This is a genomic window from Nostoc sp. 106C (assembly GCF_002154725.1).
Lineage (GTDB): Bacteria > Cyanobacteriota > Cyanobacteriia > Cyanobacteriales > Nostocaceae > Aulosira.
In genome coordinates, this window is the sequence record NZ_MTAW01000157.1 from 1 (window position 1) to 19986 (window position 19986).

A 19986-nucleotide genomic window follows, 5' to 3' on the forward strand; every position below is an offset into this window, starting at 1 on the left:
CTCAAAGTTTTCCTGGTGTCTATTGCGCGGTGGAACCACACTGACCCCATCCCGAACTCAGAGGTGAAACGCTGCTGCGGCCACGATAGTTGGAGGGTTGCCTCCCGCCACAATAGCTCGATGCCAGGTCTATTCATTACACACAAAGCCTTTCTGATTAAATTTCAGAGAGGCTTTTGTCATTGTTATGATACTTTTGATGATATTAATGTATTAAGCTGTCGAGCATACAGGGGCAAAATGCCCACCCTACAAGATATTGACAAAAATATTAGTGCAAATTAAAGCGCGACAGCTTATCAAGCAATTGTACTTACTCATCTTCTGCTTCAGCTTCATCTTGAACAATGTTTTATGCAATTAACCAATCGCTGTCTAGACGGCAAACCAACCGAGCATTGCTATAAGCCCAAGCTAGAGGTAGAATCGTATGTCCAAGATAGCTACCTGATTGTGTTTTTTCAGTTACTTAGGCAATATCAACTTGATTATCATCAACTAAAGCTAATGGAAATAAGAGCGACATAATATTCCGCGTAGGAAAATACATTGGAATAGCAGTTTTATAATTACGGCAAAAATCGAAATTTCGATTTTTGCCGTAAACACACCAAAAACGATCACTCTGACAGCCTGGAAAACTTGAGAGCGATCACAAATCCTTACACATCCCACAAAAGTGGGGAGCATTGCTCTATTATAACAACCTCAGAGCCAAAATCAAATACTCATCCTTGGTGTATTATTCGGCAACAACCCAATATGCAAAGGTTGGTAGTGGCTCGGTTTCATCGTCATGATGATGCGGATGGATATTTACAGATTCTCCGGCAATTGTTGCCAACTACAAAGCATGTGATTGTATTTGGCTTGGTGCAAAAGGCATCTAACTACCAGGATTAAAAACTACACCAAACCTAGCAAAAGCGATATTTGGAACAACCTCCTACAAGTCTACGCTTTCACATAACAATGCAAATCTTTTGACAAGATCAACATACCCGATAAAAATAGTCGGGTATGTTTGACTGGTATTTCTACTCGTGTTACTATCAGGCGACAGTTGACAGACAAACAGGGAAAGCTAGTTTATGACTCAGACAAAATCCGCACTCACTGAAGCAGCCGCTCTCTCTTTTCAAGCCTTAAAGTGTAAGGAATGTGGTGAGGAATATGAACTGAAAGCTAACCATGTTTGTGAGTTATGCTTTGGGCCTTTAGAAGTCAAGTATGACTACAATGCTCTGCGCCTTTGTGTCAGCCGTGAAAAAATTCAAGCTGGACCCAATTCAATTTGGCGTTACCGTCCCTTTTTGCCTGTCGCAACTGACAATGTTATAGATGTGGGAACTGGTATGACTCCCCTGGTTCGTTCTCACCGTCTGGCTCGTCGTCTGGGTTTAAACAAGCTTTATATTAAAAATGATGCTGTCAATATGCCCACCCTCAGCTTTAAAGATCGGGTGGTTTCGGTTGCTTTAACTAGAGCGAGAGAGTTAGGTTTTACTACTGTTTCCTGCGCTAGCACTGGTAACTTGGCTAATTCTACAGCAGCGATCGCAGCTCATGCTGGGTTAGATTGCTGTGTGTTCATTCCCGCAGATTTGGAAGCTGGCAAAGTTATGGGTAGCCTGATCTACAGCCCTACATTGATGGCTGTGAAGGGCAATTATGATCAGGTAAATCGTCTTTGTTCGGAAGTTGCCAATACACATGGCTGGGGTTTTGTCAATATTAATCTCCGCCCATATTACTCGGAAGGTTCTAAGACCCTAGGCTTTGAAGTTGCTGAACAATTAGGTTGGCAATTACCCGACCATATCGTTGCGCCTTTAGCATCTGGTTCCTTATTTACAAAAATTTATAAGGGATTCAAAGAATTCGTAGAAGTTGGTTTGGTAGAAGACAAAAAAGTCCGTTTTAGTGGGGCGCAAGCTGAGGGTTGTTCTCCCATAGCCCAAGCATACAAAGAAGGGCGTGATTTCATTAAACCTGTCAAACCCAATACAATTGCTAAATCGATTGCGATTGGCAACCCAGCAGATGGTGTTTACGCCGTGGAGATAGCTAAGAAAACTAACGGTAATATTGAATCAGTCAATGATGCAGAAATTATTGAAGGAATCAAGCTGTTAGCAGAAACTGAAGGTATTTTCACAGAAACAGCAGGTGGTACCACCGTTGCAGTGCTGAAAAAATTAGTAGAAGCTGGCAAAATTGATCCAGATGAAACTACTGTGGTATATATCACTGGCAATGGTTTGAAAACCCAAGAAGCTTTACAAGGCTATATTGGCGAACCTTTGACAATTGATGCCAAACTCGATAGTTTTGAACGAGCACTAGAGCGTTCACGGACTCTTGATCGTTTGGAATGGCAACAAGTACTCGTTTAAAGGATGAAGGCTCAAGGCTGAAGACTTAAACTAAACACTTTAGACTTCAGACATCATACTTTATACTTCATATTTCACACTTCATACTTCAACTATGTCTGTAACAGTTTTAGTTCCCACGGCTCTTCAGAAATTTACCAATAACCAAGCTACGCTAGAATGCAGCGGCAGTACTATTGCGGAACTGTTCGATTCTTTAGAGGATAGCTGTCCTGGTATTAAATCGCGGTTATGCGATGAAGAGGGAAAACCACGGCGATTTTTAAATTTGTATGTCAATAGCGAAGATATTCGCTTTTTAGATGGGACAAGTACACCATTGAAAGATGGTGATGAAGTAAGTATTGTCCCTGCTGTTGCAGGTGGTTGAGAGAGAGAAGTTCTAAATTTGCTAACTATACATTTTTAGGCGTGCTTTAATGGCACGCTTATACTTTTTCATAAATTACGCCTTATGTGAATTAAGCCACAGGATGCTGTTCAAAAGTAAGCACATCAATACCAAAACGCTGACGTAGAAAAATACGCAGAGTATGACTGGTCATCTTAGCGGCAACATGGAAGCAGATACCATCAACTTTCTTCCTCAATAAACGTTCCAAATTACGCCCAGTGTTTTGCACCTCGTTAAATACACCTTCAACACGCTCGCGCAGGCTATTTAATACAGTCTCAAAAGCTTTTGGCTGTGGTTGAAGCTGATTAGCTCGATAGGGTGTAAAAATTTGATTAGCGGTAGTTTTGAAGATATCGCTTTGCCATTGGCCACCGATAAATCCTTTATCTGCGAGGATACAACAGCCACGAACGTAGTCTAAAACCGATTCTGCCGCTAGACGCTCATCTGTACTGGCAGGTACTAAGGAGTAAACTAAGGGAATGCCACTGAGGGTGCTTCACAGGACTAACTTGTAGCCAAAGTAATTCATTTTTCGGCTGGCACACCAACCATAATCCGCACTGCCTGTAAAATCACTCTTGAGTTTATGGCGCTTGTAACCTACTACAGGTACTGGTTTTGTATCCAACAATCAGGTGCGCTCAAAGATTGCTCCCAACTCAACTACCCAAAAACGTCTTAATTCTTCCAGCATCCCCTCCAAGCGTCTGGCTCTTCGGTTGAACTGGCTTTGGTCTAACAGTTTTGGGAATAAGCTTAAGTAGTTTGCTCTGACAAATCCTAAAAACTGCTGTTCTCCTGGATATGGAAAAAAATCCATTGCTACCAATAACGTTAACATCTCACTATCTGTGAATCTTGGTAACGGGCCTGGTAATAACGGTACATAACTATAGCCCTTTTGCTGATACCAGTCATCTAAAGCGCACAAAAATTGTCGTCAACAGGGTCGAACCGTCTACCATATTCATTGGGAGACCTCAAGGAATGGTATCGTTACCTTTATCTTGTGGTTTCCCCTTCTTTTTTGCTACCCCAACTCACATAAGGCGTAAATTACTATAGAGGTTAAAAGTCAAGAGATTAAGGGTGAATATTACTCTTTTTACTGTTGACCCTTAAATAGAGCTAGGGAATCTCCAGCTTGGCTATGGAACACTTGTACGAAAAAAGTATGAGACTTGGGTGATACCATTTCACCTTAATAATGATACAAATACGCGCTTCAGGGTTTAGCATTGCTAAACCCCTACGAAAAATTTATGTGTATCAAAATTTTCGTGAATTGGTATGAGTTCTAAAATATTGGCTATATGAACATTTAGCAATAAATCTGCAAATTTTGTCTTCCTTGCACCAATAACTTGAGCATAGATATATAAAAATTTGTATGCTGAGGTTAATAGGTCTTAATAGCTCTTTTTAAAACTGGTGCAAGAAGATTTTAGGTTAATAGTTGATTTAGTTTCAGTTCTCGCCGTCGCAGCCTGTGGCGGGCTGTTTGCGGCGCTGTTACGACAACCAGTTTTGTTAGGGTATCTCATCGGCGGGATGGTCGTGGGGCCTGCGGGACTGGGATTGATTAAAGAAATTATTCAAGTAGAGACTCTGGCTCAGTTCGGGGTCGCTTTTTTGTTATTTGCCTTGGGTGTAGAATTTTCGTTTGCAGAACTCAAGAAGGTAAAAGCGATCGCTCTTGGTGGCGGTGGACTACAGATTGCGCTGACGATTTTAATCACGGTGGTTATTTGTGGTGTCACGGGAGCTTGGGGAGCCTTACCTGCTAAGGGCGTGTTTTTGGGGTCAATTCTGTCTTTATCTTCAACCGCAGTTGTCCTCAAATGCTTGATGGAAAGCAACGAAACAGAAACACCCCACGGACAGGTAATGCTAGGCATTTTGGTAGTGCAGGACTTGGCATTGGGACTCATGCTAGCAGTCTTGCCAGCCCTACACGAACCAGGTGAAGCGATTGGTGTAGCTGTAGTTACAGCGTTAGTAAGAATTGGCTTATTTGCGGCTGGTGCAGTTGTGGCAGGGATTTGGTTAATCCCACCGTTGTTAAGACTTCTAGCACGTACTGAAAGTAAAGAGCTATTTTTATTAGGTGTAGTAGCGTTGTGCTTGGGAATTGCCCTACTGACAGAATATTTAGGGCTGTCAATTGAAATGGGGGCGTTTGTCGCCGGTTTGATGATTTCTGAGGTGGAATACGCCGATCAAACTTTGACTTATGTTGAGCCATTACGAGATATCTTTGCCAGTTTATTTTTCGCAGCCATTGGGATGTTAATTGACCCAGTGTTTTTGTGGAAAAACCTAGAATTGATTCTGGGATTAGTAGCAATAGTTTTCGTAGGTAAGTTTTTAATCATTACACCATTAGTAAAATTGTTCCGCTATCCTTTAAAAACAGCTTTAATTGCGGGGCTAGGGCTGGCTCAGATTGGGGAATTTTCCTTTGTTCTTGCCAGTGAAGGGCAGGCGTTGGGCTTAGTTTCTCGTACAGTGTATTTACTGATTTTAGGAACTACAGCAGTCACACTTGTTATTACACCGTTTATTCTACGTTTGGTGCCATTCTTATTTACTTTGGCAGAATCGATGCCCTGGCTGAAACCTTATTTAGAAGAAGTTCAGCCGCGTGATGTCTCAGAAGATTTGCCCTTAAAAGACCACGTGGTAGTTTGTGGTTACGGGCGAGTGGGTAAAAATTTAGTCAAGTTATTGCAGCAACATCAGCTACCAGTAGTAGTCATAGATCAATCTGAAAGTCGCATTCAGAAATTACGTGACGCAGGAGTGCCGTATGTATACGGCAATTGCGTGAGTTTTCACGTTCTAGAAACGGCTGGCGTTAATCATGCCAAAGGAATGGCGATCGCACTTCCTGACCCGATGAGTACACGTCTTTGCCTCAAACGCGCTTTGGAATTGTGTCCAGAATTAGATTTAGTTGTCCGCGCTACCCAAGATAAAAATATTGAAGTGCTTTACCAACTGGGAGCCAGGGAAGTTGTGCAACCAGAATTTGAAGCCAGTTTAGAAATGGCAACTCATTTATTAACAGGTTTAGGTTTGTCAGCAGATATAGTACAGCGGGAAATGCAGCAAATTCGCAAAGATCATTATTTAGACTTGCGGCCAGAACGTACTGCATCTGAAGTGTCCCGTGATTTACAACAAGCAACTCGCGATTTAAATCGGCGTTGGTATCCCCTACCCTCTGGTTCACCTCTAATTGGCATGAGTTTAGAAGAAGCAGATATGCGTTACTTAATAGGGGTGAGTTTAATGGCAATTCGCCGCGCTAATGGCGAAGAAATAGACTATCCCAATAACCAAACTCGATTGGAAGAAGGCGATCGCTTACTGGTGGTAGGAGCAGATGAAGAACTAGCAGCGTTGGCAGAATTTGCAGTTGGGAGAACAGCAGTTCCCGGAGAAAATAGCGCTTGCCAGTGGACGACAATTAATGCAGATACTCCAGTTTTGGGTAAAACCCTTGGAGATTTGGATATTAGCGACAAATATAACGTAAAAGTAGAAGCAATCCGGCGCGATGGGAAGTTTCTTCGCTCACCTGATGGCAATATGGACTTGCGAGACGGCGATCAAGTATTGTTATGCGGTGGCTTGGCGAGTCTGAATCAACTACAACCTTTGTTTACCACACCTGACGTAGTGCCGCTATCTCTGCCAATAATAAAAGCTAGCGAGGCAGAAGCCGTAAAAGAATTTCTGCCTGTAGATAAGCCGATACCTTAAAACTAGTGGTCTGTCCCATTAATATTGCTGGGTTAATTAACTTTTCAATTTCTCTTCCTTCGTGTACTACCCTTCGGGAACGGCTTCGCCGAACGCGGTTCGTTCCTCAAGCCATCATAATTTAATGCGATAGACCACTAGACTAACTTTTTGGCTTAATGTAAGCGATCGCCTGCTTCCACACTGTAGTTTGCTGGCTATTTTCATCTACAATACACACACAGTTTGGATCTTGCCAGATTACTCTACCCGTGATTAGGTCGCCCGTAATCAGTTTGAAATCTACTGCTGCTGTTTGTTTAATCAGGTTTTGCACTTGCCGAATGCTGGGCAGTGAAGTGTCGAATTCTGTAAGCGTTTTTGGTGATGATGTATGCATAAGGCAGAATGTTTTAATTAAGAGACTGGGGACTAAGGGCTAGGGATTGGCGACAAGAGACACAAGGAGGATAAAGAATTCAAAATCGCCAAGCGTTGCGTATTCCTTCGGAGAACCCGCAGGGTAGCAATCTCAAATCTACTTGACTCTTGAATCTTGACCAATTCTTGATCCCTAATCACCAAATCCCCGATCAACAGTAACTAATCCTTGATAATTCATCCTTGAGTAAATGGCAATCGAATTTACTAAGTATCACGGTTTGGGGAATGACTTCATTCTCATTGACAATCGCTCTTCATCCTTGCCAGTAGTGACTCCAGAGCAAGCAATCAAGTTGTGCGATCGCCATTTTGGTATCGGTGCTGATGGTGTGATTTTTGCTTTGCCAGGAGAAAACGGTACTGACTACACCATGCGGATTTTTAATTCTGATGGTTCAGAACCGGAAATGTGCGGTAATGGTATTCGCTGTTTAGCTGGGTTTTTGGCTGACTTGGAGGGCAACTCTAGAAATAAGGATCTATATCGAATTCATACCTTGGCTGGTGTGATTACACCTCAACTCATGGCTGATGGTCAAGTGAGGGTGGATATGGGTTTACCCAGGTTACTAGCTCTTGAAATTCCAACTACCTTAAATGCTGCGGATACAAAGGTAATTAATCAACCGCTAGAAGTGGCGGGACAAACTTGGGATGTTACCTGTGTCAGCATGGGCAATCCCCACTGTATTACCTTTGTGGAAGATGTAGCTGCAATTCCTCTAGAAATCATCGGCCCTCAATTTGAGCATCACCTAGTTTTTCCTCAACGGACAAATACCGAATTTATTCAAGTGGTCAGCCGTGATTACTTGAAAATGCGGGTTTGGGAACGGGGTGCTGGTATTACTCTAGCTTGTGGTACTGGTGCTTGTGCTTCCCTCGTGGCTGGTGTGTTGACCGAAAAATGCGATCGCATAGCAACTGTAGAACTACCTGGTGGTCCTTTACAAATTGAATGGTCAGAAATCGACCAACGGGTTTATATGACTGGCCCAGCAGAGCGAGTTTTTACTGGGAAGTTATAGTTTCTTGAAAGGGCAGGTATCTGGCCTGCCATACCAAAAAACTGAATTTGGTAGGATATGAGCAATGAGAATCACATCCTACCCCTATGCGCTCACCATTTCCAGGGATGAATCCCTACCTCGAAAATCCTGAACTTTGGCCAGAATTCCATCACTGGATAATCACAGCTATTGCAGAATTCTTGGTTCCTCAGCTACGGCCAAAATATCGTGTAGCAGTTGAGAAACGGGTATATCAGGTATATCAAGTAACTGATGAAAATTCTGTCCTAGTTGGGATTCCTGATGTAAGTGTAGGGCGATCGCTCATAAAAACTGAAACGGAATCATCTAGCGTTGCGGTTGTATCAGCGCCAGTTAAGCCCGTTACAGTCAACGTTCCTATGCCAGAGGAAGCGCGGGAAGGATACTTAGAAGTTAGGGAAGTAGGAACAGGGGAAGTTGTCACCGTTATTGAAGTTCTCTCACCCAAAAATAAGCGTTCTGGAGAAGGGCGAAATGCTTATGAAGGAAAGCGTCAACGGGTATTAGGAAGTATGTCTCATCTCGTAGAAATTGATTTACTGCGAGGTGGAAAACCTATGCCGATTTTGGGTAACGAGATTCAGGCAAGTTATCGAATTTTGGTAAGTCGCAGCAACTATCGCCCCAAGGCTGAATTATACCCGTTTAATTTGCCAGAACCAATTCCAGCTTTTCTGTTACCGCTGCGTAAAGGAGATACAGAGCCTTTATTAGATTTGCAAGCTTTAATACATGGGGTATATGACCGAGCAGGATTAGATTTGGCTATAGATTATACTCGTGGGCCTGTGCCGCAGTTGTCGGAAGCAGATGGTATTTGGGTTGATGCTTTGTTGAAAGAGCAAGGTCTAAGGTAGAAGCCTATACCTTTATTTAGAGATAATTAGTCTCACGCAAATGCGCAGAGGATGAGAGAATAAGAGTTTACAGCTTTTTCAATTTGGAATTTCCTGTAAGGGCACTTAGATAATAGTGCCAGAGGATTCGGGTAGCGACTGCACGCCAAGGTCGCCAGTGTTGCGCGATCGCTTCTATTTGTGCTGGTGTGGGACGTGTTGTTAATCCTTTGAGTTTTTGTAAGGCGATAATTACTCCTAAATCACCTTTGGGAAAGACATCAGGACGTTGCAGCGCCATCAGCAAGTAAATATCAACTGTCCAATCTCCAATACCTTTGATCCGCTTTAATTCAGTTCTAATAGTCGTTTCGTCCATTGTTTCCAGTTTGATTAAATCAAGCTGACCGTTCCTAATTGCATTTGCCAATTCACGACAATAGAGCATTTTTTGCCGACTAAATCCAATTCCTCTTAATTGCACATCATCAAGCTTCAGAAAATTCTCTGGCGTTAGCGGTTCAGCAACATTACATAGACGTGTAAAGACAGCCCTTGCAGCTGCCAAGGAAACTTGCTGTTCTAGAATTATCCGCAGCAGCGTGGGAAAACCCGTTTCTCTTTGCCATATGGGTGGTGGTCCGAAGGTTTCTAAAATTTGAGCAAAATCGCTGTCAAGATTGGCAAGCGCCATCAAAGCATGGGTAAAAGTTTCTTGAGTCAGTGATTCTAGTTCTGGTGTTTGAGTAAATGTTTCTTTTAAGATCATTTTTTCTATCAATTGATATTCTTAGCTAACTAAGTTATTGTTAACAGTTTAATAAAATTAGGAATTTTAAATTAGCTCTGTAAGGTAGAATTGCTCAATCGATTTAAATCTGCTGTCGGGATATCAATTGCTGTGAATTCTTATTCCTGGTATATTCCCTTATCTGTGCTCAAAGATGAGATAGTTCTCCAGCGATTTTTAGAAGTACTTGCCTGGGCTATTAATGGAATTAAATCACCATGAGCTAAAGAAATTTATTCATCCTTTAACAACTGTTCACCCATTTGGGTGAATGCGATCGCCTTAACCAGAACTACCCTGAAAGAAGAGATAGTTTTGATGCTGTCAGCGATAATAGCTCACAACATCAAACTGTCAAGATGGCAATAGTTGCTTGCAAAACAAAGGCACAAAAAGTGGATGAGACTGTAAAATCGCTGCATAAACCTGATTTACAACAAGGGACTCTGACTCTGTTGGAAAAAATTGCTGCAAATTTACCGGGGATGATTTTTCAAGTCTTGGAACAGCAGGATGGTTCCCAGGTTGTTAGATACGTAAGTTCTGGGTGTCGAGAACTATATGAGTTAGAACCGGAAGTTATCATGGCAGATTTGCAGGTGCTGCATCAACTGGTTCATCCACAGGATGTAAAAGCCTTAGCAGAATCTGTTGATATTGCTAAAGCTACTTTGTCACCTTGGCGTTGGGAAGGTCGCATCATTACCGCAACTGGCAAACTCAAGTGGATTCAAGGTGCTTGCCAACTGGAACGACAAAGTAATGGTGACCTGCTTTGGGAGGGTTTGGTAATGGATATTACAGACCGCAAACAAGCAGAAGAACAATTGCGTAACAGTGAGATGCGCTATAAAGCAATTTTAGATGCGATTCCCGATTTGATGTTTCGTCTGAGCCGTGATGGGCAGTATTTAGATTTGAAAGGAGATGGCGCAAATATTATTCTTCCTAGAGAAGAGATAGTCGGGAAAAATTTGCAGGATGTATTGCCAAGTGATGTGGTAGCAATTAACCAGGAAGCGATCGCCAAAACTTTAGATTCTCATAATTTGCAAACTTGTGAATATCAACTAGCAACGCCTTTGGGAATACGAGATTATGAGGCGCGGTTAGTTGTTAGCGGTGCAGATGAAGTTTTAGCAATTGTCCGAGATATTACAGAACGCAAACAAGCAGAAGTCAATTTGCAAAGTCTGGCCCAAAAGTATGCTAAAGCTTTTCGTTGCAGTCCTAATCCCATTACCCTCAGCACCTTGCAAGAAGGACGCTACATAGAAGTTAACGACAGTTTTGTGAAACTTTCAGATTTCGAGCGAGATGAAGTAATTGGTCGGACTGCTTTTGAGTTAAATATGTGGGTAGACAAACGTGATCGCATGAAATTATTGCAACAGATGCAAGCTACAGGCTTTGTGCGCAACTTAGAAGTAGAATTTCGCTCTAAGTCTGAAAAAATCATTACAGCACTGGTTTCAGCAGAAATAATTGATTTAGATGGTATCCCCTGCATTCTTGCAGTTACTCACGACATCACAGAACGCAAGCAAGTAGAAGCTCAATTGCGCCTTTCCGCACAGCGCGATCGCTTGTTGACAGAAACTCTAGCAAGAATTCGGTCTTCTCTCAACCTAGACCAAATTCTGCAAACTACAGTCACCGAAGTCAGGCAATTTTTGCAAGCAGACCGGGTTTTTATTGGTCTGAACGATCCCAAAGCGGGAGGTAGAACTGTTGCTGAATCAGTAGATCCCAACTATCCAGCAATCTTGGGTTGGACTACCGACGATGAAACTTATCTTCAAGAATTGAAAAATCTACTTTCAACTAATAGTGTGCGTTTAGTAGAAGATATTAACGAAATAGCCGTATCGCCCAAATTAAGAGCACACTATCAACAATTTCAGACACGGGCTACCTTGGCTGTACCAATTATGCTCAATAACGAATTGTTTGGCGCATTAATTGCTAACCAATGTTCTGGGCCCCGTCAATGGCAAGCAATAGAAATTGATCTACTACAGCAAATGTCAGAACAGTTGGCGATCGCCATTCAGCAAGCTCGACTTTATCAAGAACTAGCCACACTCAATACTAATTTAGAACATCAGGTAGAAGAACGCACCGCCCAACTTCAACAGAAAATGCAGGAACTAGAAGGACTGCAACGTGTCAAAGATGTGGTTTTACATACCGTAGCCCATGATTTGCGAACTGCGGTTATGGGTAACTTAATGGTGCTGAAGAATTTACTTAAAGGTCAGGGACAAGCTAAAGAAGCCAGCCAGTTTCAAATTCCAGTGTCTCATTCGGTGATTGAACGCATGATTCAAGGCAATGACCGTCAACTAGGGATGATTGATTCATTGCTGGAAATTCATAGCTGCGAAGGTCAAGGAATTGCTCTGCGTCGTGAATTGGTACACTTTAACACGGTGCTGGAGTGTATCATCAAAGACTTGCAGCCCATGCTCAACCAAAATCAAGTAACTTTGAATAACTTGGTGCCTGAGGATTTACCATTGGTAATGGCAGACCCAACTCGGTTGCAAAAAGTTGTAGCAAATTTATTTACTTATAGTTTGCAGAACAACCCACCAGGATTAAGTTTTACTCTCAAAAGCAAAGTTGAACATGACATGATTCGCACTGAGATTCAAGATAATGGTGTAATCATGAGCAAACTAGAGTGCGATCGCCTCTTCGATTTGTATGTCCCTGAGCCACAAGCTTGTTGTTCTACAAGTATTGCTTTAAAAATGTATCTGAGTCGGCAAATTATTCAGGCACATGGTGGCGAAATTGGGATCACTAGTCACTACAAGCGCGGATTAACTTTTTGGTTTACATTACCCTTGGCAACTCCATCTTCGACAACTCGCCTATAAATTAGCGTCAAAATACCAAGGTGTTATGGCAGTCTGGAAACAGGGAACACCTGGGATGGTATGGGCAAAGTTGGTAAGAAATTAATGGCTACCTTATTGAGAACACTGCAAAGGTGGGGCAAAAAAGCCTTTAGGGCATCAACATCAGATAAAACATCTGCTGTTGCTAAAAATTGTGTTCACGATCCACAGTGGCTGCTTGCTAGACACCGCTTTTTGTGGCAGAGATTGCAGCTGTGGTTATTACTAGCCTTAATCTGCTTGTTGACCTTTACCTTGCGCAATATTTATGACGTGTTTTTCCCTTTAAAGGAGTTTGAAAAACTGCCAGAGTCTCTAAAAACTCAGGGACTATTTATCAATGTTGCAATGTTGCTGACTCTAGTTGTGTGTTTTATCTTGCATAAAACACAGTTCGGTCAGCGTCATCCAGGACTGTTATTTTTGGGTTCATCTTGGTCAATTAGCCTAGGATCGCAATTGTTCGCTACTATCAAAGGCTTTGCCCTACCTGATACCCTAGGTTGGTCGCTGCTGTTTTTGAGCCAAGCCACATTTATTCCAGTTGGCTGGCGTTTGCACCTGATGTCGCAGGTGGGTTTGCTAATTTACTATTTTGGTATCAATACTGCACTAGGACTAAAAACACCTATACTCGGACACCCAGAAATCTATAATGTAACTTTTATATTATATGTTTTTTGGTTATGTGCTATTTGTGACATGGGGGTTTACCTTTACGATCGCCTGCAACGCTCCGATTTTTATGCTCATCAAGAACTAGAGTTTGCCTATGAAAAACTCAAGGTTACAGAAGCTAAATATCGCAGTATATTTGAAAACGCTGTTGAAGGTATTTTCCAAAGTAGTCCTGATGGACAGTACATTACAGCTAATCCTGCATTAGCAAGAATTTACGGGTATTCAACACCTGAAGAAGTAACAGCCAACTTTACTGATATTGAACATCAGTTGTATGTTGACCCCAACCGTCGAGCCGAGTTTGTCCGCTTAATTGAACAGTATGGTAGTATCTCCGAATTTGAATCCCAAATTTATCGCCGAGACGGGAGCATTGTCTGGATTTCGGAAAAAGCCTACGCAGTTCGTGACGAACAAGGCAAATTACTTTACTACGAAGGCTTGATTGAAGACATCACAAAACGTAAGCAAGCTGAGGAAGCACTGCGAGTATTTTTCCATGCAGTTTCTCACGACTTGCGCAACCCAGTACTGGGAACTTTAATGGTGCTGAAGAATTTGCTAGCAAACTCAGAGAGCAAAATCACAATTTCACGTTCGATTTTAGAACGGATGGTCAAAAGTAGCGATCGCCAACTTAATTTGATTAATTCCTTACTAGAAGCTCATGTCAGCGAGGTGGAAGGGGTAGTCTTACAACTTCAACCTGTGCAACTACATACAGTTGTAGAAGCAGCGATCGCAGACTTAGAACCGATGCTAGCAGAAAATCAAGCAACCCTGACAAATTTAGTAACCGCAGATTTACCCTTAATCAATGCCGATCCTACGCAACTATGGCGAGTCTTTTCTAACCTGATTGCCAATGCAATTAAACATAATCCCCCTGGTTTACTCTTGACAATCAACGCCATCCTTAAGGGAGAGATGATTTATTGCACTGTTAGTGATAACGGTGTAGGAATCAGTCAACAACAAAGCGAAAGACTTTTTGACCTCTACTATCGAGGTACTAACACCCGCAATTCTGTAAGTTTAGGATTGGGATTGTATCTGTGCAAGCAAATCATCCATGCTCACGGTGGCGAAATTGGTGTAAATAGTGAATTTTCAGAGGGAGCAACATTTTGGTTTACATTACCTTTAGCAAATCTTGAGAAAATACTTCTCTAGAAAAGTTTGCAGTTCTAGTTTTTAAAATCTAATTAAATTTACTTTTTTTAACTTGACAAGTTAGTTATTGAAGAGTCTGATCCCCGCACAAAAGGATGTTGTTAACAGTCTTTAAATAGATTTTTTAAATAAAAATCTACCATTAGTATGATGCTAAAAAGCTATGTAACATTAAATTGTATATGTGGCAACAAAAAGTTCAACTTCTTTTTGAGTGACTAACTGACTAAATTTTCCTTGATAGTACGAGTAAGCAGATCGAATGTGAGCAATAAATCCAAAATCTCAAACTTAAAATCGGATGAATTTTGACTGCTGATATTAGTACACAATTTTTCTATTTAGGAGCATCACCATGATGAGTCCACTAAACTTGGCACAGCTAAATAAAAGCTTGAACGAAGTTGATTATCCAATCAGCAAAATTGCCTTAATTAGGAATGCAGAAGAAAAAGGTGCTGATGAGAAAGTACTTCGGATTTTGAAGAAAATACCTTTAAAAGATTATGCAACGCCCACAGATGTGAGCGAAGCTATCGAAAGGCTCAAATAGTCGAGAAGTTTTGTAGCTAATATCATGTCAGGTTAAACACTTGTCATTGCGTACTCCTTCGGAGAACCCGTTCGCGTAGCATCTCCGGCAGGAGAAGGGTACGAAGTAAAGTAATCGCAGAGTTCTTGTGATTGCTTCACTTCACTTCGTTGCGATCGCAATGACATATCGTAATACCAATTTGAAAAAAGAATGCGACAGATTGTAGGGGCACGGCACTGCCGTGACCTCTAGAATATATTGATGTGTCGCAAACATTATTTGAATTGGTATAAGTAATTTGGCGGACATGATATAACGGGGTAAAGCAGACGTTAGCTATATTGTTTTATCTACGACTACTTACCTGTTTGCAGGCGGCTCAGGGCGATCGCCTTCGCTGGGGGGATGAGGGGGAACCCCTAGCGCATCCTTTAACTGTTGTTCAGTCACACCCAGTTTTGCCGCCGCTGCTTTCAAATCGGGGCGAGGTGGACGCTGATTTCTGTCACCTTGAGTTGGAGGATTGGCAGGTACTCCCAGCGCATCTTTTAACTTTTGTTCAGTTACACCTAGCTTTGTCGCCGCAGCCTTAAAATCAGGGCGAGGCGGATGTTGATGATTGCGATCGCCTGGAGGATTAGCAGGAACTCCCAGCGCATCTTTTAACTTTTGTTCCGTCACGCCCAGCTTTGCCGCCGCTGCTTTAAAATCAGGGCGAGGCGGACGCTGATTTCTGTCACCTTGAGTTGGAGGATTAGCAGGAACTCCCAGCGCATCTTTTAACTTTTGTTCAGTCACACCCAGCTTTGCCGCCGCTGCTGCAAAATCAGGATGATGTGGTCGTCGCTGTCCGTATTGTCTCTCCTGTGGCTGGTTGGGCGGTTGTGAAGCCTGGGCGATCCGATAAGATGGATTAGCAGCATTTACCTGATTCAGTGAAATTAAACCAAATGTGCCAGCCAAAACAGAAATTGCTGTCACGACTACCGCTTTATTAATATTCATGGTCATCCTCCGAAAGATTGATTGTTTATGTTTCTGATTTAACCGAATCAAAATTACAGTTCACCCTGCTTCTAAATTACAGTTTTGTAATTTTTGTGCTTAGTACCCTGCTCAAATCACGTCATCTGAAGCCCAACATCAAAGGTTGCTGCATAGCCTTGTCCATTCTTGGTGAGCTTGAGCAACATTTGCTCGCCACCATCTTGAAAAATTCCGTCATCAGCATTCTTCTGCGATCGCTGTCCCTTGGTGGCGTAGGGCGCTTGGGTATACACGCGATCGCTGATTGCATCATCAAAATATAGCTGGGATGTAAACTCGTAGCCTTGCCCTGATTTCTCATTCGTGCGGACTTTAAAGTGAATATGGACGGTTCTACCTTGATACCAACCAGGGTAAATAGTTGTGAACTGGACATTTCCCTTAGCGTCGGTTACTTGATAACCACGCAGAAACTTTTTGCCGACAGTATTAAAACTGCGGTCTGTTACATCCGAATAAACACCCAGTGCGTCACAGTGCCAAAGATCCACGATCGCACCTACTAGAGGTGTGCAACCATTACTACCGACTTGAGAAACGTGCAGCGTCAGTTGCAGTGGTACGCCTTCTTTCACCGAACCATCCGCCGGATCGGAGCGAATATCAGCGCGATTGAGCTTCTCGTCTACGAAATACGGCCCTTCAGTTTGCTCTGGACTCACGACACAGGCTGGTGTAGATGATGCTAGGACAGCTACACTCGACTGTGCTTGTGTCGAACTGGACTTTTTCGGAATGCATCCCACCACAAGTATTGCAGTTCCGGCTGCTCTAAATAGAGCCAGCGCTTCTCTTCGAGTTAAAATTCGACCTAATTGGCGATTGTTTTTCATGAAGTCTAACTTTTAGATTTAATCCCCACTTAAAACTAAGCAATGTTTATTTCTTGGAGATCCCCCTTAGTCCCCCTTAAAAAGGGGGAAAATTAACCGCTTTTTGTCCCACCTTCTAATACCATTTCACAAAAAATATGATGTAGATGTAGGTTGGGTTGAGGAACGAAACCCAACATTCCAAAGTCTTTTAATTGTTGGGTTTCACTCAGTTCAAACGCCACTTCACTCAAGTCAGGAAACCCGCCCACGTGAGTGGCTCCCCAACCTACGCATCTGTCTCATTTTTTGCTGGAATTGGTATAAGGGGGGTTGGGGGGATCTAAGCTTAAATGAACGTATTGCTTTCTAATCTGTCTTTAATTACGAATTACGATCAACGGTTATTCGGTCTTACCTGGTTGCGATTTGCGTCCTGATGAGGTTGGGGAAGACGCTTTTTCTGTTGTGGGCGGGGTTGACGGTGCTTTACCTGTGGTTTTTCATGCGGTCTTTGCTGTTGTGCAATCTGTGCGTTGCGATCGCGTGGAGCTTCGGCGTTCGCCTGATTAGGTGCAATAAAACCGAATGTACCAATCACAAAAGGAATTGCTGCTACGGCTAAGACTCTACGAATATTCATCACAATTAACCTCAAAAATTATTGTTGCTGACATTTATGATTAATCCACCCCAAAATGACAGCTTGCCTAGTTTCTAAATTACACTTTTGTAATTTGAGCTAAAGAGTAATCAATCTAAAATGGAACAATAGATGAACTAAATAAATGCTTGTGAACGTTCTGTTTGTCGAAGATGAAGCCAAAATTGCTAACTTCGTCCGGGCTGGACTGAAGGAGCAGGGATTTGTCGTAGACTACTGCGACAACGGTGATGATGGATATCTGCGAGCATTGGATAACGAATACGATGCGATTATTCTTGACATCATGGTGCCAGGAAAAGATGGACTATCGATTCTCAAACATTTGCGGCGAGAAGGTCGCAATGCTCCGGTGATTTTGTTGACGGCTCGCAATGAACTAGACGATCGCCTGGAAGGTTTGAACTTGGGAGCCGATGATTACATTGCCAAACCGTTTTTTGTAGAAGAGTTAGCGGCTCGGATTCATGCGGTTGTCCGTCGGAGTGTAGGCGATCGCCAAAATCTGCTTGCGGTAGGCCCAATCAAACTCGATCGCATCACGCGAGAAGTCACTTGCAATCAAAGAGCGATCGAACTCACCAGCCGCGAGTTTAATCTGCTAGAGTATCTTATGCGCTCTCCGGGAAGAGTTTTTACCCGTACCCAAATCTTAGAACACATTTGGGGTTATGACTTTAACCCCAACACCAACGTCGTGGATGTATGTATCCAGCGAATTCGCAAAAAAATTGACCCGATTGATGAAGCCAACTGGATTGAAAGCATTCGCGGCGTTGGCTATCGGTTTCGCAAGCCAGAATCTTCATCGTGAAACAACTGCGATCGTTTCGACTCCGGATTGCTTTGTTGTCTGCGGCTCTAGCTGGCAGCACATTAGTAGGGTTTGGTGCAGTCTCCTGGTTTCAGATTTACAATGCCAAGATTAGCCGTTTGGATGCAGAACTGTTAAATCAGTTGATGCGGGCTAGTCGTCCACCTGAAAAAGAGCGATCGCCTCTCCACCCAGAACCACTATCTTTTGGTTCGGGAACCAATACAAAAACTCCGATCGCCTTACTGGTACTAGATGCCAACGGCAATACAATTTTTCAATCTAACTCTCTACCTACCGATACTGAGGTGAACAGTCTGCTGCTTGGGCGTCTTCAATTAACACCTCTACCACCACCGCCTCCTAGAGAACGTCCAAATCCATCCATAAATCCACCACCTTTTCGCCTACTTCCCCCGCAATTTGTGACTGCACAGACAGCAACAGCAACTTGGCGGATTGGAGCAAGTAAATTTCCTAATAGTCAGGTTGCGATCGCCGTAAGTCTGCAAGCCGTCAATCAAGAGATGGCTACAATTCGTAATATCTTCCTAGTTTCTATTCCAGTAGCGTTACTGCTGGTTGCGGTGGGAGCATGGTTAATTTCTGGTGGGGCGTTGCATCCCATTGGTCAATTGACGGGTGTGATTCAACAGGTGACAGTCAAAGGGCTAGATCAGCGAATTCCCATTGGCACAACCGATGTTGAGTTTGTCGAACTGATTCAGGTATTTAACCAAATGCTGTCACGCCTAGAACGCAGTTTTACCCAAGCCTCTCGCTTCAGTGCTGACGCTGCTCATGAACTAAAAACCCCACTGACTATTCTGCAAGGCGAACTGGAACGAACTCTGCAACAGGTTGACCCCGGAAGTGAAGTGCAACAGCGCTTAAGCAATCTGTTGGATGAAGTGCGCCGCCTGAGTGGAATTATGCGGAAACTCTTGTTGCTATCTCTGGCAGATGCGGGACAAATGAGCTTGTATTTAGTTGAAGTGGATATGTCACAGTTGCTGATGGATATAGTAGAGGATGTAGAACTATTGGCTCCTCAGTTGATTGTACAAATTGACATTCCTGCTGGATTAAAGGTACAAGGCGATCGCGATTTGCTCATGCAAGTTCTACAAAATCTGTTGAGTAATGCCATCAAATACAATCTTGCCAACGGCTGGATCAAGATTCATGCAGAGAAAACGCAAACAAATCTCCACGTCACCATCACCAATGCATCAAAAGACATCCCTGCGAGCGATCGCGATCGCCTTTTTGACCGCTTCTATCGTGGCGATCCAGCCCGTACTCGTAAAGTAGAAGGAATCGGACTCGGACTCAGCCTCGCCCGTGAAATTGCTCGTGCCCATCGTGGCGACCTCACTTTGAATTCCACATCTAACAGTCAAACAGCCTTCACCCTGGCCTTGCCGATTACCAAATAAACCACATCTATATTTGATAACCATAGTTTTAAAAGTAGTGGGAGCATCTTGCTCCCTGCTCTTCGTAGCGGGCTTTCCGGCCCGCACTACTCCAGGTTTCAAAATGGACGAGGTTTAATTATTAGACCTCCTATGAAAATAAGGCAGGAGGAAAAGACATTTTCATTGTTCCTTGTGAGTTGCACTCATGAAGTCTCTTGCATAAGTCGATTTTTTGAAAATCGAACCACAGATAAACACAGATGATCAC

At 42.9% G+C, this 19986-nt stretch carries 19 protein-coding genes and 1 rRNA gene; 13 read left to right on the plus strand and 7 right to left on the minus strand.

Annotated elements, in window-relative coordinates; genetic code table 11:
• The first annotated feature begins 11 nt into the window (after positions 1 to 11).
• The 5 genes from rrf to BV375_RS24040 all read left to right on the plus strand — a co-directional run bounded on the left by rrf (position 12) and on the right by BV375_RS24040 (position 2766).
• A 5S ribosomal RNA gene (gene rrf / locus BV375_RS24020) occupies positions 12 to 129 on the plus strand.
• Between the two features lie 225 nt (positions 130 to 354).
• A complete protein-coding gene (locus tag BV375_RS38300; RefSeq protein ID WP_243714026.1) occupies positions 355 to 528 on the plus strand; it encodes a hypothetical protein in 174 nt (57 codons plus the stop codon).
• A gap of 234 nt (positions 529 to 762) precedes the next feature.
• On the plus strand, positions 763 to 903 hold the full coding sequence (locus tag BV375_RS24030) for a hypothetical protein (RefSeq protein ID WP_243714027.1): 141 nt from the start codon (positions 763 to 765) through the stop codon (positions 901 to 903).
• A gap of 188 nt (positions 904 to 1091) precedes the next feature.
• Positions 1092 to 2396, plus strand: coding sequence for a threonine synthase (gene thrC, locus BV375_RS24035; RefSeq protein ID WP_086765193.1), 1305 nt, complete (start codon positions 1092 to 1094; stop codon positions 2394 to 2396).
• Between the two features lie 94 nt (positions 2397 to 2490).
• On the plus strand, positions 2491 to 2766 hold the full coding sequence (locus BV375_RS24040; protein ID WP_086765196.1) for a MoaD/ThiS family protein: 276 nt from the start codon (positions 2491 to 2493) through the stop codon (positions 2764 to 2766).
• Between the two features lie 661 nt (positions 2767 to 3427).
• Here BV375_RS24040 and BV375_RS38305 read toward each other — a convergent pair.
• A complete protein-coding gene (locus BV375_RS38305) occupies positions 3428 to 3727 on the minus strand; it encodes a hypothetical protein (RefSeq protein ID WP_243714028.1) in 300 nt (99 codons plus the stop codon).
• A 500-nt stretch (positions 3728 to 4227) separates the two neighbouring features.
• Between BV375_RS38305 and BV375_RS24050 the strand changes: the two genes are divergently transcribed.
• Positions 4228 to 6564, plus strand: coding sequence for a cation:proton antiporter (locus BV375_RS24050; RefSeq protein WP_086765198.1), 2337 nt, complete (start codon positions 4228 to 4230; stop codon positions 6562 to 6564).
• A gap of 142 nt (positions 6565 to 6706) precedes the next feature.
• On the opposite strand, the gene BV375_RS24055 is transcribed toward BV375_RS24050, so the two are convergent.
• On the minus strand, positions 6707 to 6943 hold the full coding sequence (locus tag BV375_RS24055; protein WP_086765200.1) for an RNA chaperone Hfq: 237 nt from the start codon (positions 6941 to 6943) through the stop codon (positions 6707 to 6709).
• 232 nt (positions 6944 to 7175) lie between these two features.
• Between BV375_RS24055 and dapF the strand changes: the two genes are divergently transcribed.
• Complete coding sequence (gene dapF, locus BV375_RS24060; RefSeq protein WP_086765203.1) at positions 7176 to 8015, plus strand: diaminopimelate epimerase; 840 nt, start codon at positions 7176 to 7178, stop codon at positions 8013 to 8015.
• A gap of 86 nt (positions 8016 to 8101) precedes the next feature.
• A complete protein-coding gene (locus BV375_RS24065; protein WP_086765206.1) occupies positions 8102 to 8896 on the plus strand; it encodes a DUF4058 family protein in 795 nt (264 codons plus the stop codon).
• A 67-nt stretch (positions 8897 to 8963) separates the two neighbouring features.
• Here the strand turns inward: BV375_RS24065 and BV375_RS24070 are convergent, their stop codons facing one another.
• On the minus strand, positions 8964 to 9644 hold the full coding sequence (locus tag BV375_RS24070; RefSeq protein ID WP_086765208.1) for a DNA-3-methyladenine glycosylase: 681 nt from the start codon (positions 9642 to 9644) through the stop codon (positions 8964 to 8966).
• 416 nt (positions 9645 to 10060) lie between these two features.
• Here BV375_RS24070 and BV375_RS24075 point away from each other — a divergent pair, with 416 nt between their 5' ends.
• From BV375_RS24075 to BV375_RS24085, 3 genes are all read left to right on the plus strand, one after another.
• Positions 10061 to 12550 carry a PAS domain S-box protein gene (locus tag BV375_RS24075; RefSeq protein WP_086765230.1) on the plus strand — a complete coding sequence of 830 codons (2490 nt, stop codon included), beginning with the start codon at positions 10061 to 10063 and terminating at the stop codon, positions 12548 to 12550.
• Positions 12551 to 12634: 84 nt separating this feature from the next.
• Entirely contained in the window at positions 12635 to 14425 is a 1791-nt protein-coding gene (locus BV375_RS24080; RefSeq protein ID WP_086765232.1) for an ATP-binding protein, read from the plus strand.
• A 355-nt stretch (positions 14426 to 14780) separates the two neighbouring features.
• Complete coding sequence (locus tag BV375_RS24085; RefSeq protein ID WP_243714029.1) at positions 14781 to 14978, plus strand: DUF2795 domain-containing protein; 198 nt, start codon at positions 14781 to 14783, stop codon at positions 14976 to 14978.
• Between the two features lie 342 nt (positions 14979 to 15320).
• Here BV375_RS24085 and BV375_RS24090 read toward each other — a convergent pair whose 3' ends face one another.
• The 4 genes from BV375_RS24090 to BV375_RS24100 all read right to left on the minus strand — a co-directional run bounded on the left by BV375_RS24090 (position 15321) and on the right by BV375_RS24100 (position 17462).
• On the minus strand, positions 15321 to 15965 hold the full coding sequence (locus BV375_RS24090) for a hypothetical protein (RefSeq protein ID WP_086765214.1): 645 nt from the start codon (positions 15963 to 15965) through the stop codon (positions 15321 to 15323).
• A gap of 116 nt (positions 15966 to 16081) precedes the next feature.
• The gene (locus BV375_RS24095; RefSeq protein WP_086765217.1) at positions 16082 to 16840 is read right to left on the minus strand and encodes an intradiol ring-cleavage dioxygenase; all 759 of its coding nucleotides are present in this window, start codon (positions 16838 to 16840) and stop codon (positions 16082 to 16084) included.
• A 92-nt stretch (positions 16841 to 16932) separates the two neighbouring features.
• Complete coding sequence (locus BV375_RS37140) at positions 16933 to 17091, minus strand: hypothetical protein (RefSeq protein WP_166507516.1); 159 nt, start codon at positions 17089 to 17091, stop codon at positions 16933 to 16935.
• 125 nt (positions 17092 to 17216) lie between these two features.
• Positions 17217 to 17462: a hypothetical protein gene (locus tag BV375_RS24100; protein ID WP_086765220.1), complete on the minus strand. Its 246-nt coding sequence runs from the start codon at positions 17460 to 17462 to the stop codon at positions 17217 to 17219.
• A gap of 151 nt (positions 17463 to 17613) precedes the next feature.
• Here BV375_RS24100 and BV375_RS24105 point away from each other — a divergent pair, with 151 nt between their 5' ends.
• Together BV375_RS24105 and BV375_RS24110 are read left to right on the plus strand one after the other, a co-directional pair.
• A complete protein-coding gene (locus BV375_RS24105; RefSeq protein ID WP_086765234.1) occupies positions 17614 to 18297 on the plus strand; it encodes a response regulator transcription factor in 684 nt (227 codons plus the stop codon).
• Positions 18294 to 19736 (plus strand): ATP-binding protein, encoded by a 1443-nt coding sequence (locus BV375_RS24110; protein WP_086765223.1) that lies wholly within the window; start codon positions 18294 to 18296, stop codon positions 19734 to 19736. The genes BV375_RS24105 and BV375_RS24110 overlap by 4 nt, the downstream gene beginning before the upstream one ends.
• Positions 19737 to 19986: the final 250 nt, after the last annotated feature.